The 13,898-nt window shown below is 59.6% G+C and carries 15 protein-coding genes; 9 read left to right on the forward strand and 6 right to left on the reverse strand.

All coding sequences use genetic code 11. The features are described 5' to 3' along the window. Positions 1 to 3: 3 nt before the first annotated feature. The 7 genes from AC1ROR_RS13165 (at position 4) to AC1ROR_RS13195 (ending at position 5,743) form a co-directional block, all read left to right on the forward strand. Positions 4 to 789: an SDR family oxidoreductase gene (locus tag AC1ROR_RS13165; RefSeq protein ID WP_498589660.1), complete on the forward strand. Its 786-nt coding sequence runs from the start codon at positions 4 to 6 to the stop codon at positions 787 to 789. Then, the gene (locus tag AC1ROR_RS13170) at positions 786 to 1,493 is read left to right on the forward strand and encodes an amino acid ABC transporter permease (RefSeq protein WP_498589661.1); all 708 of its coding nucleotides are present in this window, start codon (positions 786 to 788) and stop codon (positions 1,491 to 1,493) included. Before AC1ROR_RS13165 ends, AC1ROR_RS13170 begins: the two co-directional genes overlap by 4 nt. Continuing rightward, entirely contained in the window at positions 1,490 to 2,251 is a 762-nt protein-coding gene (locus tag AC1ROR_RS13175) for an amino acid ABC transporter permease (RefSeq protein ID WP_220317619.1), read from the forward strand. Before AC1ROR_RS13170 ends, AC1ROR_RS13175 begins: the two co-directional genes overlap by 4 nt. Continuing rightward, the gene (locus tag AC1ROR_RS13180; protein ID WP_035264886.1) at positions 2,248 to 3,012 is read left to right on the forward strand and encodes an amino acid ABC transporter ATP-binding protein; all 765 of its coding nucleotides are present in this window, start codon (positions 2,248 to 2,250) and stop codon (positions 3,010 to 3,012) included. The genes AC1ROR_RS13175 and AC1ROR_RS13180 overlap by 4 nt, the downstream gene beginning before the upstream one ends. Before the next feature lie 31 nt (positions 3,013 to 3,043). Further along, complete coding sequence (locus AC1ROR_RS13185) at positions 3,044 to 3,880, forward strand: ABC transporter substrate-binding protein (protein WP_142171133.1); 837 nt, start codon at positions 3,044 to 3,046, stop codon at positions 3,878 to 3,880. 91 nt (positions 3,881 to 3,971) lie between these two features. Then, positions 3,972 to 4,646 carry a 4-carboxy-4-hydroxy-2-oxoadipate aldolase/oxaloacetate decarboxylase gene (locus AC1ROR_RS13190; RefSeq protein WP_003519667.1) on the forward strand — a complete coding sequence of 225 codons (675 nt, stop codon included), beginning with the start codon at positions 3,972 to 3,974 and terminating at the stop codon, positions 4,644 to 4,646. Positions 4,647 to 4,711: 65 nt separating this feature from the next. Then, complete coding sequence (locus AC1ROR_RS13195) at positions 4,712 to 5,743, forward strand: L-idonate 5-dehydrogenase (RefSeq protein ID WP_498589662.1); 1,032 nt, start codon at positions 4,712 to 4,714, stop codon at positions 5,741 to 5,743. Positions 5,744 to 5,749: 6 nt separating this feature from the next. Here the strand turns inward: AC1ROR_RS13195 and ctlX are convergent, their stop codons facing one another. Then, positions 5,750 to 6,673, reverse strand: a complete 924-nt coding sequence (gene ctlX, locus AC1ROR_RS13200) for a citrulline utilization hydrolase CtlX (protein ID WP_498589663.1) — start codon at positions 6,671 to 6,673, stop codon at positions 5,750 to 5,752. Positions 6,674 to 6,684: 11 nt separating this feature from the next. Next, positions 6,685 to 7,734 carry an ornithine cyclodeaminase gene (gene ocd / locus AC1ROR_RS13205; protein WP_498589664.1) on the reverse strand — a complete coding sequence of 350 codons (1,050 nt, stop codon included), beginning with the start codon at positions 7,732 to 7,734 and terminating at the stop codon, positions 6,685 to 6,687. Between the two features lie 133 nt (positions 7,735 to 7,867). Between ocd and AC1ROR_RS13210 the strand changes: the two genes are divergently transcribed. Continuing rightward, a complete protein-coding gene (locus AC1ROR_RS13210; protein WP_498589665.1) occupies positions 7,868 to 8,305 on the forward strand; it encodes an Lrp/AsnC family transcriptional regulator in 438 nt (145 codons plus the stop codon). Here the strand turns inward: AC1ROR_RS13210 and AC1ROR_RS13215 are convergent. Further along, positions 8,302 to 9,279, reverse strand: a complete 978-nt coding sequence (locus AC1ROR_RS13215; RefSeq protein ID WP_498589666.1) for a MarR family winged helix-turn-helix transcriptional regulator — start codon at positions 9,277 to 9,279, stop codon at positions 8,302 to 8,304. The two genes, AC1ROR_RS13210 and AC1ROR_RS13215, sit on opposite strands and share 4 nt — an antisense overlap. A 204-nt stretch (positions 9,280 to 9,483) precedes the next feature. On the opposite strand from AC1ROR_RS13215, the gene AC1ROR_RS13220 reads away from it, so the two are divergent. After that, entirely contained in the window at positions 9,484 to 9,828 is a 345-nt protein-coding gene (locus AC1ROR_RS13220) for a hypothetical protein (RefSeq protein ID WP_498589667.1), read from the forward strand. A gap of 50 nt (positions 9,829 to 9,878) precedes the next feature. Here the strand turns inward: AC1ROR_RS13220 and AC1ROR_RS13225 are convergent, their stop codons facing one another. The 3 genes from AC1ROR_RS13225 to abc-f all read right to left on the reverse strand — a co-directional run bounded on the left by AC1ROR_RS13225 (position 9,879) and on the right by abc-f (position 13,855). After that, positions 9,879 to 11,027 carry an alpha-hydroxy acid oxidase gene (locus AC1ROR_RS13225; RefSeq protein ID WP_498589668.1) on the reverse strand — a complete coding sequence of 383 codons (1,149 nt, stop codon included), beginning with the start codon at positions 11,025 to 11,027 and terminating at the stop codon, positions 9,879 to 9,881. A gap of 132 nt (positions 11,028 to 11,159) precedes the next feature. Continuing rightward, on the reverse strand, positions 11,160 to 12,170 hold the full coding sequence (locus tag AC1ROR_RS13230) for a 2-hydroxyacid dehydrogenase (RefSeq protein ID WP_498589669.1): 1,011 nt from the start codon (positions 12,168 to 12,170) through the stop codon (positions 11,160 to 11,162). Between the two features lie 62 nt (positions 12,171 to 12,232). After that, on the reverse strand, positions 12,233 to 13,855 hold the full coding sequence (abc-f, locus tag AC1ROR_RS13235) for a ribosomal protection-like ABC-F family protein (RefSeq protein WP_498589670.1): 1,623 nt from the start codon (positions 13,853 to 13,855) through the stop codon (positions 12,233 to 12,235). Positions 13,856 to 13,898: the final 43 nt, after the last annotated feature.

Raw genomic sequence — 13,898 nt, forward strand, 5'->3', positions numbered from 1 at the left:
AACATGCCATTCTCAGACTACAAGACCGCACTCGTAACCGGCGCATCTTCCGGAATTGGCGCCGCCGTCGTGGAGCGCCTTTGCCGCGAAGGGCTGGAAGTGCATGCGGTTGCCAGAAGTGCGGACGCTCTCAACAAGCTGGCGAAGCGCACGGGCTGCTTTGCCCACGCCATCGATGTGACGGATCGGCCGGCGCTTGCAAAGCTCACCAGTGAAGTTGCGTTCGATGTCCTCGTGAACAATGCCGGTGTCGACCGCCCGAAGAAGTTTCTGGAAGCGGATGAGAGCGATATCGATCTCCTGATCGATGTGAACCTGCGCGCCGTGCTGCATCTGTGCCGCATGGTGGTGCCGGCTATGGTGGCGCGCGATCGCGGTCATGTCATCAACATCTCCTCCATTGCCGGCAATTACAATTTCGGCGGCAATTCCACCTATCATGCCAGCAAGGCCGGCGTGGCAATGCTGTCCAACCAGCTGCGTATCGATGCTTTCGGTAAACGCGTGCGGGTGACGGAAATCTGCCCCGGCCGCGTCGCGACCGACATTTTCAACCATGTGCACGGCGATGATCCGAGCATTCGCGAACGTTTCATCGATGGTTTCGAATTGCCGCAGGCATCCGATATCGCCGATGCGATTGCGTTTGCCATCGCCGCACCCGTGGCCATGAATATCGGCCACATGGAAATTACCCCGACGCTTCAGGTCATGGGCGGGCTGCAGACGGCCAAGCCCCAGACCTCTGAAAAGGTCGCGGCGGGCGGAGCCGGAGGAAAAGTCGCGTGAGCGGTTTTGACCTCGGCGCAATCTTGAACAATGCGGACTATGTCTCGATGCTTTTGCATGGCATCCAGATGACGTTCATCATCTATGCCGGCTCGTGGCTGCTCGCCATGTCGCTGGCCATCGTGCTTCTCGCTATCCGCCTCTCGCCCTTCCGCTTCGGCGACCCACTGGTGGCGGCCTATGTGTCCTATCATCGCAACGTGCCGACGCTGGTGCAGCTGATGCTCTGGTATTTCGGCGTCTTCACGCTGCTGCCGAGCGGGCTGGCCAACTGGCTTTCCAGCCACAATGCGGAAGCGATCTTCGCCATTATCGGCCTTGGCCTCTGTCAGGCGGCCTATTTCAGCGAGGATCTGCGTTCGGGCGTTCGCTCCATCAATCCCGGCCAGATGGAGGCGGCGCGTGCGCTCGGGCATAGCTATGTCTCGGCCATGCGCTTCGTCATCATGCCGCAGGGCGTTCGCAACGCGCTGCCGCCGCTCATCAACCACAGCACCTCGCTTTTCAAGAACAGCAGTCTCGGCGTTCTGATCGGCGCACCGGAACTGACCCATGCGGTCAAGGAGGTCGAAAATCTGAGTTTCCGGACGTTTGAGGTCTATCTGGTCGCCACCGTGCTTTATCTGTTCTTCTCGCTGCTGATCATGGGTCTTGGAGCCTATATCTCCATGCGTGCCGATCCTCTGCGGAGGGCGCGGGCATGATCCACGACATGATCACAATCATCCAGGATTACTGGCTGCTGCTCCTGATCGGCCAATATCCCAATGGTCCGCTCGGCGGCCTTGCCAACACGCTCATCCTCTCAGCGCTCAGCATCGCGCTCGCCTTTCCCGTCAGCATCCTGATGGCGCTGGCGCGGCTGTCGAAATGGCGGGCCCTGCGCTGGCCGGTGACCGCGGTGGTCTATTTCACCCGTGGCGTGCCGCTGCTGATGCTCATTCTCTGGAGCTATTTTCTCGTTCCGCTCTGGACCGGCGCCGATGTGCCGAGCTTCGTGACGATGCTGACCACGCTCGTCATCTATCAGGGCGCTTTCATGAGTGAAGTCGTCCGTGCCGGCATCGTATCGCTGGGCACGGGGCAGATGGATGCAGCACGGGCGCTTGGCCACGGTTATTTCGGTGCGATGCGTTATGTCATCCTGCCGCAGGCGCTCTACAACATGATCCCGAGCCTGATCTCGACTTTCGTATCCACCATCAAGGATACGACGCTCGGTTATGTCATCAATGTGCCTGATCTGACCTTTGCGGCAAACCAGGTGAACAATCAGCTTTTGACCCAGCCCTTCCAGGTCTTCCTCATTCTGGCGCTGGTTTATTACATCATCTGCTGGTCGCTCACCCATGTCGCCAATCTTCTCGAGCGACGTATCGCCCGCCGCCGGGCCGGCCCGCGCGGCAAGCTTGCCGCAGACACGGCACCGGCCCCCGCCAATATCGCTACGGAGCAGCTATGACCGCGCCAGTTTCCGCCACTCAGGACTACACCATCACGCTTTCGCAGGTCTGCAAAAGCTATGGCGATTATCAGGTGCTCAAGGATGTCAACGAAAACGTCACCCGTGGCGAGGTCGTCGTCATTTGCGGGCCGTCGGGTTCCGGCAAGTCCACCCTCATCCGCACGATCAACCGTCTGGAAGAGATCAGCAGCGGGTCGATCATGCTGGATGGCAGGAACATCCATGCCCAGATGCGCGCAAAGGAGCTGAACGCGCTGCGCAGCCGGGTCGGGTTCGTCTTCCAGAGCTTCAACCTCTTCCCGCATCTTTCGGTGGTGGAAAATGTCTCCATGTCGCCGATCCGAGTGAAGGGTGTTTCTCCCGCGGTCGCCCATGACAAGGCGCTGAAGCTTCTCGATCGCGTCGGCCTTGCCGATAAGGCCGGTTCCTATCCCGCCCAGCTTTCCGGCGGTCAGCAACAGCGCGTCGCCATCGCGCGGGCGCTCGCCATGGAGCCGCCGGTCATGCTGTTCGACGAGCCGACCTCAGCGCTCGATCCGGAAATGGTCGGTGAGGTGCTCGCGGTCATGAAGAGCCTCGCCGCCGAAGGCATGACCATGCTCTGCGTCACCCATGAAATGGGCTTTGCCCGTGAAGTGGCCGACCGCATCTGGTTCATCGATGCCGGGCGCATTCTCGAAACGGCAAAACCGGACGAGTTTTTCAAAAATCCGCAACATCCGCGTGCCCAGCGGTTTCTTGCCGATTTGAGACACTAGACCCAACCTCTATAATAACGGGAGAACTGAAATGAACTGGAAGTGCATTACTCTTACCGCCATATTGGCAACCTCGGCTGCGGTCCTGCCGGCCAAGGCCGACCAGCTCGATACGATCATTGCGAACAAGACGCTGCGTTGCGCGACATTCGCCGATGTGCCGCCTTTCGCCTCGCCGGACCCGAAGACGCGCGAAATGGCGGGCTTCGATGTCGATCTGTGCGGCGCCATCGCCAAGGAACTCGGCGTCAAGGCAGAGATCAAGCCAGTGTCGGTTGAAGCGCGCGTTCCCGAAGTCAAGCTCGGCCGCGTCGACCTCTCGGTCGCCAACCTCGCTTACACCCAGAGCCGCGCCGAACAGATCCAGTTCAGCGACCCATATTATCTGGCTAAGGAAATGCTGATCGTTCCGGTCGATGACCCCGGCACCAAGAAGTCCGATTTCGTCGGCCAGCGCATCGCGTCCAGCAAGGGGTCGACGTCGGAACTCTCCGTCAAGCTCAACAAGTCCGAGCCGCTGACATTCCAGGATACGGCATCCGCCTATCTCGCCGTCCAGCAGGGCAAGGCGCGCGGCATTGTCGGCAACACCATGACGATGACCAAGTTCGTCAATGAATCCAAGACCAAGGGCAAGCCGATGCGCATGATCGAAGAGCCGATGCTCTTCCAGCCCATCGGCATCGGCATGGCCAAGGACAACCCGGCGCTGACCGCAAAGATCAACGAAATCCTGCGCAAGCTCGATGCGGATGGCGAGATCAACCGCATCTGGGACAAGTGGCTTGGCCCGAACACCGAATACAAGATGACACGCACCGACAAGGTCGTGCCTCTGTCCGAACTGAAGTTCGACCCGATCCCCTGAGTTTCGGCTCAGCCTCGGCCAATTTCCAACTCTTCAACACTATCGGTCGGCGAGAAGCTCTCGCCGACAGCTTCAACGTGGGAGGTTTTTCATGATCCACATTAAAGATATCGCGCAGCGTCCGGCCAAGGCGGATGTCGACGCCCTTGCCAAATTCTCTCCCGCCACGATCCATGAGGCGCAGGGACGTCGCGGCGCATTGTCCTCTCGACTGAAACCGGTCGATTATCGCATGAAGCTTTGCGGCCCGGCCTTCACGGTGAAATGCGCGCCGCGCGACAACATCATGCTGCAGCTCGCCATCAACTATGCCAAGCCGGGTGACATCATCGTCGTTTCCGCCGGCGAATATGAAGAAGCCGGTTCCTTCGGTGACGTTCTCGCCAATGCCTGCCTCGCAAAAGGCATCGGTGGCCTGGTGACGGATACCGGCGTGCGCGATACGCTGCAACTGCGGGACCTCGGCTTCCCGGTCTTCTCGCTCAGCGTCTGCATCAAGGGCACGGTCAAGGAGACCATTGCTGCGGTCAACGATCAGGTGATCGTCGGCGGCGAAATCATCAATCCGGGCGATATCATCGTCGGCGACGCCGATGGCCTTGTGGTCGTCAGGCGCGAAGAAGCGCAGGAAGCGGCCAAGCTTTCGCAGGCCCGCGAAGATGCCGAGGCCGGTTACATCGAAGCCTACAAGCAGGGCAAGTCGGTGATCGAGGTCAGCAAGCTCGAGCCGGTTCTGAAAGCCAAGGGCCTCGTGGTCGATATTTGAGACAAGTCCGGACAATGGGCAACGGCGGCGACTGCCGCCGTGCGAGCCTTATGGGAGGAGAGACTATGAAAGCGGTTGTCATCCACGCGGCGAAGGATCTGCGGATCGAGGAACGGGAGGCCGAGCAGCCCGGCCCGGGGCAGGTCGATGTGGCCATCGAAGCGGGTGGCATCTGCGGCTCCGATCTGCATTATTACAATCATGGCGGCTTCGGCACGGTGCGCGTGCGGGAGCCGATGATCCTCGGCCATGAGGTGGCCGGCACCATCAAGGCTTTGGGGGAGGGTGTCTCCGGCCTCGCCGTCGGCGACCGTGTTGCCGTATCGCCGAGCCGGCCCTGCAACCATTGCGAATTCTGCCTGAAGGGTCAGCAGAACCAGTGCCTCAACATGCGCTTTTACGGCTCCGCCATGCCCATGCCGCATATTCAGGGCGCGTTTCGTCAGCGTCTCGTCGCCGAGGCCTATCAGTGCCACAAGGTGCGGGATGGCGTCTCCATTCATGAAGCGGCGATGGCCGAACCTTTCGCGGTAACGCTGCATGGCGTCAACCGCGCCGGCGCATTGACCGACAAACGCGTTCTCGTCACCGGCTGTGGGCCGATCGGTGCGCTTGCCATCATCGCCGCCCGCGCCCATGGCGCGCGAGAAATCGTCGCAACCGACGTCATGGATGCGGTTCTTCAAAAGGCGCTCGCCATCGGTGCCGACCGTGTCATCAATGTCGCCAGTGATCCGGATGCGCTTTCCGCCTATTCGGTAAACAAGGGCTATTTCGATGTGCAATTCGAGGCGTCCGGCAATGAAAGGGCCGTCCGTTCGGGTCTTGAAGCGCTGAAGCCGCGCTCAACGGTGGTGCAACTCGGTCTCGGCGGCGATGTGTCCATTCCGCAGAACATGGTGGTTGCCAAGGAAATCGAGATGAAGGGCACTTTCCGGTTCCATGAGGAATTCGGACTTGCCGTCGATTTCATCAACCAGCGCCGTGTCGACCTGAAGCCCTTGCTGACCGGAACCTTTCCATTGGAAGAGGCGGTTGCGGCATTCGAAGCCGCCGGTGACAGAAGCAGGTCGATGAAGGTTCAACTCGCCTTCTGATCTCTCTCACCGTGGCATCAGATGAATGCCGGCAAGCGTGCAGCGCACCGAACCGCCGGCCTTCTCGATTGTTGGTATATCCAGCGGCACGGGAACGGCGCTCTCGCGGATCGTATCTATCTGGGCCGGTGTGAGCGACGCGAATGCGGTGGTGGAGAGCGCAAGGATGCGGCCGTCGCGTCCCTGTAGCTCCAGCGCATTGCCGACGAAGCTGCGAATCTGGGCGTTGGTAAGCGCGATGACTTGTCGTCCCGAGCGTTCGAGCCGGTTGACGATTTCCGCGCGCCGCAGGCCGTCGGCGATCATGTCGAGACCTATCATCGCGTAATCCGTGCCGATGCACATCAGCACATTGGTGTGGTAGACCGGCACGCCGGCTTCGTCGCGTGCGTCGAACACCATCGGCTCGAAATTGAAATGGGTCGAGAAGCGTTCGAGCGCGATCGGATCGGTGCGGTCGGAGCGTACGGCGTAGGCGACACGGTCGATATGATCGAGAACCATCGCGCCGGTTCCTTCCAGAAACAGGCCGTCCGGCTCCAGGCCGGAATAATCGATGATGTCCTGAACGCGGTAGCGGTTTTTCAGCATCTCGATGACGTCCTGGCGTCGCTCGAGCCTGCGGCTTTCGGCTTTCATCGGATAGATGGCGACATGGCCGCCCGCATGGGTGGAAAACCAGTTATTGGGAAAGACCGAATCCGGTGTGCGGCTGCCTTCGTCTTCAAAGAGATGCACGGTCACGCCATGGCTTTCCAGCGTCTGTGCGGCGCGGGTGATTTGCGCATGGGCGATGGCGCTGAAGTCCTCGCCGCTGTCGGGCGTTGCCTGAAACCGGTTGTCGGCTGCGGTCTCGGTATTGACCGTGAAATGGTGCGGACGCACCATTACGACCGCGGCCGGAGCTTGAATGGAATAGGTTTTTTTCATAACCTTGCTCCTCAGGCCCGGGCGCGTTGCAGCATGCCGAAGAGATCGCGTGGATCATCGGGATCGGCGATGATGTCGATCTCCTGGTAAAAGGCGGAGCCCTCCAGCTTTCCGCGCACGTAACGCAGTGCGGAAAAGTCCTCTATGGCGAAACCGACGCTGTCGAACAGGGTGATCTGGCCTGCGTCCCGCCGTCCTTCGGCTTCGCCGACGATTACTTTCCAAAGCTCGGTCACCGGATAATCCGGGTCCATCTGCTGAATTTCACCCTCGATACGCGTCTGCGGCGGATATTCAACGAAGGTGTCGGCGCGCAGCAATATATCCCTGTGCAGTTCCGTCTTGCCGGGACAATCGCCGCCGATGGCGTTGATGTGCACACCGGCGCCGACCATATTGTCGGTCAGGATTGTCGCATATTGCTTGTCGGCGGTGCAGGTGGTGACGATGCCGGCCCCTTCGATTGCGGCCTGTGCCGATTTGCATGGGGTCACGGTCAGGCCGCTCCCTTTCAGGTTCGCGGCTGTCTTTTCGGTGGCGCGGGGGTCGATGTCGTAAAGGCGCACTTCCTTTATGCCGAGTACCGCCTTCATGGCCAGCGCCTGGAATTCCGCCTGAGCTCCGTTGCCGATCATCGCCATGGTGTCGGCACCCTTCGGCGCAAGATGGCGGGCGGCCATTGCCGAGGTGGCGGCAGTGCGCAGCGCCGTCAGGAGCGTCATCTCGGTCAAAAGCACTGGATAACCGGTCGAGACTGAGGCAAGCAGGCCGAAAGCGGTCACGGTCTGGAGCCCCTCGGCCATGTTTTTCGGATGGCCGTTCACATATTTGAAGCCGTAAATCTCACCGTCTGATGTTGGCATCAGTTCGATGACGCCTTCGCGGGAATGGGAGGCAACGCGGGGTGTCTTGTCGAAGCACTCCCATCGGCGAAAATCGGCTTCGATGGCGTCGGTTAGCTCAACGAGCATCTGCTCGATGCCGATATGATGCACGAGGCGCATCATGTTTTCGACGCTGACGAAGGGGATAAGGGCTTTGGCGGATGGGGACAGGGGCATATGGGCAACTCCTCACTTGTTGGAATGAGGATATCCGCCACACCTGTTCAACCGAAATCGCAAAACCTTGTTATTTCTGAAACTATTTTGCACAATATGCTCAGTCCTGTTGTCAATTCTGTCAGGAATTTCAATGAGCATCGCCAAATACATGCCCGATGAGCTAGACCGGCAAATCATTGCCCATCTGAGGGTCGACGGCCGCGCCTCGCTGGCCAAGCTGTCCGATGTATTGGGCGTGGCGCGCGGTACGGTTCAAAACAGGTTGGACCGGTTGACGGAAACCGGCACGCTGCTTGGTTTTACCGTGCGTGTGCGTGAGGATTATGATGACCGGGCGGTGCATGCGGTCATGATGATCGAGGTCATGGGCAAATCCACCACGCAGGTCATCCGCAAGCTGCGTGGCATCGCAGAGATTTCCTCGCTGCACACCACCAATGGCAACTGGGACCTCGTGGCCAATATTCGCGCCGGAAGCCTCTCGGATTTCGATCGCGTGCTGCGCGAGGTCCGCATGATAGACGGTGTCTCGAACAGCGAAACCAGCCTCTTGCTGAGTAGCGTCTAATCACTGACGGAGAAAACAGCTTTACCCTTCAGGTGCCTGACAAAACGCTGTTCCAGAACCTCGCTTCCCCACTGGCTGCCCGGATGTTCCTCCATACACGTAAAGCCATTGGCTTCATAAAGATGCCGTGCGGCCAGAAGGCCGTTGAACGTCCATAGATGGGTCTCAGCGAAGGCCTTTTCATCTGCAAAGGCAAGTGCAGCCGCCAGCAGCCGGCGTCCGACCCCGCCTCCACGCACGCCATCATCGACAATGAACCAGCGCAGATGCGCGATACCGGATCCCAGATCCTCGCCGTCGATGGCAACGGAGCCGATGATCTCCTGTCCCCGCATTGCGACCCATATTGCATTTTTCGGGTTTTCGAGCCGGTTGCAAAAGGAGGCGAGACCTTCGGCGACAACGGATTCGAAGCGCTGGCCGAAACCCGATGTCCGGGCGTAATAGAGCGCGTGCATCTGCGTGATGCGGGCAATGAGGCCCGGCCTGTAACCTTCGACGATTTCGATCGCGGGCGTAGCGGCCTCGCCCCGGTCTCCCAGCGCATCGGCGTAAAGGCGCAGCCCTTCGAGGATCGTATGTCCGTCCGCCGGCGTAAGCCGCATCATGGCGCTCGAGACCTGCCGGTTTGCAAAGCCGTGAATTGCTCCAACCCTCTCCTGTCCTCGTCCGGTGAGATACAGCCGTTTGATGCGACTATCCTCCCCATCCGTCTCCTCCAGAACATCACCAGATAGAACAAGCTTGCGGAGCATGCGGCTGATGCTTGATTTCTCAAGCCGGAGCAGTTTGCCCAGATCACGCGCCGTGATGCCCGGGCAGGCGTCGAGCTCAATCAGCGCATGGACGGCAGAGGGCGGCAAATCGGTGCCAGCGAAACCCCCGCCCATGAAACCGAGTTCGCGGACAAGGCGTCGCGAGGTGGAGCGGATGTCGTTTATGGGGAAGGGTTGCTGAGACACGCTGAAATCCATTATGGTTGCACGATGCAACCATAATCATAATCTGCATGACCTGCCAAGTTCGCATTAGTCAAAATGCTGGATTTCTCCGCAAAAGCGGGCAATCCTCAACCCAATAACTCGGAAAAAGGATTGTGAAGCTGCGGCTGTCGGCAAACGTCCATTCACCGGGTCTCTTGCCGGTTCGCACAGTTTTTATCCGGCTATGGAGAAGCCATGCCCGATACGCCTCGATTTTTCCGTTATGCCGTTTTAGCTGCGATGTTTCCCGTCGCAGCCCTTGGGGTGTTGGGAACGCCAAATCAATATCGCGCTATCGGCATTGATGCCGTTGATTGCGATGGGCCGATGTCCGTGCTGATCGCAGCCGTGCCGGCGCTCGCGGTCTACGCCATTGTTGGATGGCTGTTTCTTTCCGGCGCCAGGCGCCATCGTTCATTGATGGCGGGCGGTGTCTGCGGGCTGATTTGTCTGGCGCTTATCTGGAGTATCGGCGCGGCGCTTCTGGAACATCGGCGAAATGCGGCTGAAATGGCATGTGATGCCAGTGGCCGGCTCTAACACTACTCTGGCTCGCTGGTGAAAACCCAACTCACTCTTTTCCACCCATCTTAGTCGCGAAACCGCACGTTCCGGCGCGTCAGTTGATCGACCGTGGTGCAACCCATCAGCTTCATGCCGCGCTCGATCTCGATACGCATCAGCTCAAGAGCGCGCTCCACACCGGATTGCCCGGCGGCAGCGAGCGGGAAAAGATAATAGCGGCCAAGCCCCACGGCCTTCGCCCCGAGAGAGAGCGCCTTGAGAACATGCGTCCCGCGCTGCACGCCGCCATCCATCATGACGTCGATCCGGTCACCGACCGCATCGACAATTTCGGAGAGCTGATCGAAGGCGCTGCGGGAGCCATCCAGCTGGCGGCCGCCGTGATTGGAAAGCACAATGCCGCTGCAGCCGATCTCGACGGCGCGTCTTGCGTCATCGACGGACATGATCCCCTTCAGGCAAAAGGGGCCGCCCCATTCGCGCACCATCTGCGCCACATCGTCCCAGTTCATGGAAGGGTCGAGCATTTCGGTGAAATAGCGGCTGATGGAGAGCGCGCCACCATCCATTTTGATGTGGCCGTCAAGCTGCGGCAGGCTGAAGCGCTCATGCGTCAGGTAATTAATGCCCCAGGCAGGCTTGATTGCGAATTGCGCGATGCCGGACAGATTGAGCTTGAAGGGAATGGCAAAGCCGGTGCGCTTGTCCCGTTCGCGGTTTCCACCCGTGATGCTGTCCACCGTCAGCATCATCGTCTGCACGCCAGCAGTTTTGGCCCGTGCCATCATATCGCGGTTTAGGCCACGGTCCTTGTGGAAATAGAACTGATAGACCTGCGACCCGCCGCTGATGCGGCGCGCTTCCTCGAGGCTGGTGGTGCCAAGCGAGGAGACGCCGAACATGGTGCCATATTTTCCCGCAGCCGCCGCGACTGCCCGCTCACCCTGATGGTGAAAGAGCCGCTGCAGCGCCGTCGGGGAACAATAGACCGGCATCGCCAGCTTCTGGCCCATGACGGTGACAGACATGTCCACATCCGCGACGCCGCGCAACACGTCGGGAACGAGATCACAGTTCTCGAAGGCGGCCGTGTTGCGGCGGTACGTCACCTCGTCATCGGCGGCACCGTCTATGTAGTTGAAGATCGGTCCGGGAAGACGCTGCTTCGCCATGCGGCGAAAGTCGTGGAAATTGTAGCAGTCCTTGAGTTGCATCTGTTATCCGACCGGTCCGGTGTGAAAGCGTTCAAAAGATCGCCGAAACCTATACCGGGGATTTGGCACGGGCAATTGCACCAAGGACGATTTCGGTTCCCTGTTGAAAGGCTTTTGGTCGGCTGCGGCGATTCAGGCAGGGTTTGCCAGCTGCTGGGTGGAAACGGTGTGCAGGGCTTTGCCGGTGTCGAAGAAGCTCTGGATGTTGCCGATCGTGGTGTCCGCGATATTCTTGAGAGCTTCCTGCGTGAAGAAACCCTGATGGCCAGTGACCAGAACATTGGGGAAGGTCAGCAGTCGCGCGAAGACATCGTCGCGCAGCACGTCGTTGGAAAGATCCTCGAAGAAGAGATCGGCCTCCTCCTCGTAGACATCAATGCCGAGACTGCCGATCGTGCCATCCTTCAGAGCTGCAATCGCGGCCCGCGTATCGATGATTGCGCCGCGGCTGGTGTTGACGAGCATCACGCCTTTTTTCAGCAGTGGTAACGTTTCCCTGCGGATCAGATGGCGGGTCTGAGGTGTAAGCGGGCACATCAGCGCAAGAATGTCCGATGTGCGGAGCAATTCCTCCCGGGCAACATAAACCATGCCCAGGGCCTCGCAATCGGGATTCGGATATGGATCATGCCCGATGAGACGGCAGCCGAAGCCGGCCGCGATGCGCGCAAAAATCGCCCCGATCTTTCCCGTGCCGACGATGCCGACCGTCTTGCCGTGCAGATCGAAACCAAGCAGACCATCAAGGGCGAAGTTGCCTTCCCGCACCCGGTTATAGGCGCGGTGAATCTTGCGGTTGAGCGCCAGGATGAGCGCCATGGTATGCTCGGCGACTGCATAGGGCGAATAAGCGGGGACACGGGCGATTGTCAGGCCCAGCGTCTCGGCCGCCGCGAGATCAACCTGATTGAAGCCGGCGCAGCGCAGGGCGACGAGCCGCACACCCATCTCCACCAGCTTCTCGAGCACGGGTCGCGACAGATCGTCGTTGACGAAGGCGCAGATCGCGGTAGCTCCTTTAGCGAGAGCCACCGTCTCAAGGGAGAGGCGCGCTTCGCAATATTGCATCCGCATGCCGGACGGGGTAGCGGCGTCAAGAAACTGCCTGTCATAGGGTTTGGCGCTATAGACCACGATCCGCATCTGCTTCTCCAGTATCGGTTACGAAACCTGCCGTCGCGGCGCCTTATGCGTTCGGTCGTTGGCTAGCTCCGCAGACCCGGCGCTTCCTGTCCGGTGCTTTCCACATATTCCGTGTATCCGCCGCCATATTGGTGGATGCCATCGGGCGTCAGCTCCAGCACCCGGTTTGAAAGGGCGGCGAGGAAATGGCGATCGTGGGAAACGAACAGCATCGTGCCTTCATATTGCGACAGGGCCTTGATCAGCATTTCCTTGGTGTCGAGATCGAGATGGTTCGTCGGTTCGTCCAGAACGAGGAAATTCGGCGGATCAAACAGCATGGCCGCCATGACGAGACGGGCTTTTTCGCCGCCGGAGAGGACGCGGCAGCGTTTTTCCACGTCGTCGCCAGAAAAGCCGAAACAGCCGGCGAGGGCGCGCAGCGGCGCTTGCCCGGCTTTCGGAAAGCGTTCTTCCAGCCATTCGAGAATGGTGCTGTCACCATCCAGAACATCCATGGCATGCTGAGCGAAATAACCGAGCTTGACGCTGGCGCCGATCGTGACATTGCCGGAATCCGGCTCGGTTGCGCCGGTCACCAGTTTTAGCAATGTCGATTTTCCGGCGCCGTTGACGCCCATGATGCACCAGCGTTCCTTACGGCGTACCATGAAGTCCAGTTCACCATAGATCGTGCGGCTGCCATAGGCCTTGTTCACTTTTTTCAGCGCGACGACATCCTCACCGGATCTGGGAGCAGGCGCAAATTCGAAAGCGACCGTCTGGCGCCGCCGCGGCGGTTCGACACGGTCGATCTTGTCGAGTTTCTTCACCCGGCTCTGCACCTGCGCGGCATGCGAGGCGCGCGCCTTGAAGCGCTCAATGAATTTGATTTCCTTGGCAAGCATGGCCTGCTGGCGCTCGAACTGTGCCTGCTGCTGTTTTTCGTTCTGCGCGCGCTGCTGTTCGTAAAAGCCGTAATCGCCGGAATAGGTGGTGAGGCTGCCGCCGTCGATCTCGATGATCTTGGTGACGATGCGGTTCATGAATTCGCGGTCGTGCGAGGTCATCAAAAGCGCGCCGTCATAATTCTTCAGAAAATCCTCGAGCCAGATCAGGCTTTCAAGATCGAGATGGTTCGAGGGTTCGTCGAGCAGCATCACGTCCGGGCGCATCAGAAGAATGCGGGCGAGCGCCACGCGCATCTTCCAGCCGCCGGAAAGTTTGCCGACATCACCGTCCATCATCTCCTGGCTGAAGCTGAGGCCGTCCAGAACCTCGCGGGCACGGCCCTCCAGCGCATAGCCGTCCAGCTCCTCATACCGCGCCTGCACTTCGCCATAACGTTCGATGATGGCGTCCATCTCGTCCATCCGGTCAGGATCGGACATGGCAGCTTCCAGTTGCCTGAGCTCAGCCGCCACTTCGCTGACCGGGCCGGCGCCTTCCATGACTTCGGCCACGGCGGAGCGACCGGACATTTCACCGACATCCTGATTGAAATAACCAACCGTCATGCCCTTTTCGGCGACGACCTGTCCCTCATCGGGCTGTTCCTCACCGGTGATCATCCGGAACAGCGTGGTCTTGCCAGCGCCGTTCGGGCCGACAAGGCCAATCTTCTCACCGCGATTGAGCGCGGCGGAGGCCTCGATGTAGAGAATGCGGTGACTGTTCGACTTGCTGATATTTTCAATACGGATCATGACAGGGCCTTGGGAATGGGAGCGCCCTCCTATGCCACGGGCC

It is taken from the genome of Agrobacterium sp. GW821-FHT14E08, from assembly GCF_058803865.1.

What these genes read in the sequence shown, in the direction of transcription:
- AC1ROR_RS13220 (WP_498589667.1), top strand. Translation starts at nt 9,484, where the DNA reads ATGCCCGATACGCCTCGATTTTTCCGTTATGCCGTTTTAGCTGCGATG.
- AC1ROR_RS13175 (WP_220317619.1), top strand. Translation starts at nt 1,490, where the DNA reads ATGATCCACGACATGATCACAATCATCCAGGATTACTGGCTGCTGCTC.
- ocd (WP_498589664.1), bottom strand. Translation starts at nt 7,734, where the DNA reads ATGCCCCTGTCCCCATCCGCCAAAGCCCTTATCCCCTTCGTCAGCGTC.
- AC1ROR_RS13185 (WP_142171133.1), top strand. Translation starts at nt 3,044, where the DNA reads ATGAACTGGAAGTGCATTACTCTTACCGCCATATTGGCAACCTCGGCT.
- AC1ROR_RS13180 (WP_035264886.1), top strand. Translation starts at nt 2,248, where the DNA reads ATGACCGCGCCAGTTTCCGCCACTCAGGACTACACCATCACGCTTTCG.
- ctlX (WP_498589663.1), bottom strand. Translation starts at nt 6,673, where the DNA reads ATGAAAAAAACCTATTCCATTCAAGCTCCGGCCGCGGTCGTAATGGTG.
- AC1ROR_RS13210 (WP_498589665.1), top strand. Translation starts at nt 7,868, where the DNA reads ATGAGCATCGCCAAATACATGCCCGATGAGCTAGACCGGCAAATCATT.
- AC1ROR_RS13190 (WP_003519667.1), top strand. Translation starts at nt 3,972, where the DNA reads ATGATCCACATTAAAGATATCGCGCAGCGTCCGGCCAAGGCGGATGTC.
- AC1ROR_RS13215 (WP_498589666.1), bottom strand. Translation starts at nt 9,279, where the DNA reads ATGGATTTCAGCGTGTCTCAGCAACCCTTCCCCATAAACGACATCCGC.
- abc-f (WP_498589670.1), bottom strand. Translation starts at nt 13,855, where the DNA reads ATGATCCGTATTGAAAATATCAGCAAGTCGAACAGTCACCGCATTCTC.
- AC1ROR_RS13165 (WP_498589660.1), top strand. Translation starts at nt 4, where the DNA reads ATGCCATTCTCAGACTACAAGACCGCACTCGTAACCGGCGCATCTTCC.
- AC1ROR_RS13195 (WP_498589662.1), top strand. Translation starts at nt 4,712, where the DNA reads ATGAAAGCGGTTGTCATCCACGCGGCGAAGGATCTGCGGATCGAGGAA.
- AC1ROR_RS13225 (WP_498589668.1), bottom strand. Translation starts at nt 11,027, where the DNA reads ATGCAACTCAAGGACTGCTACAATTTCCACGACTTTCGCCGCATGGCG.
- AC1ROR_RS13230 (WP_498589669.1), bottom strand. Translation starts at nt 12,170, where the DNA reads ATGCGGATCGTGGTCTATAGCGCCAAACCCTATGACAGGCAGTTTCTT.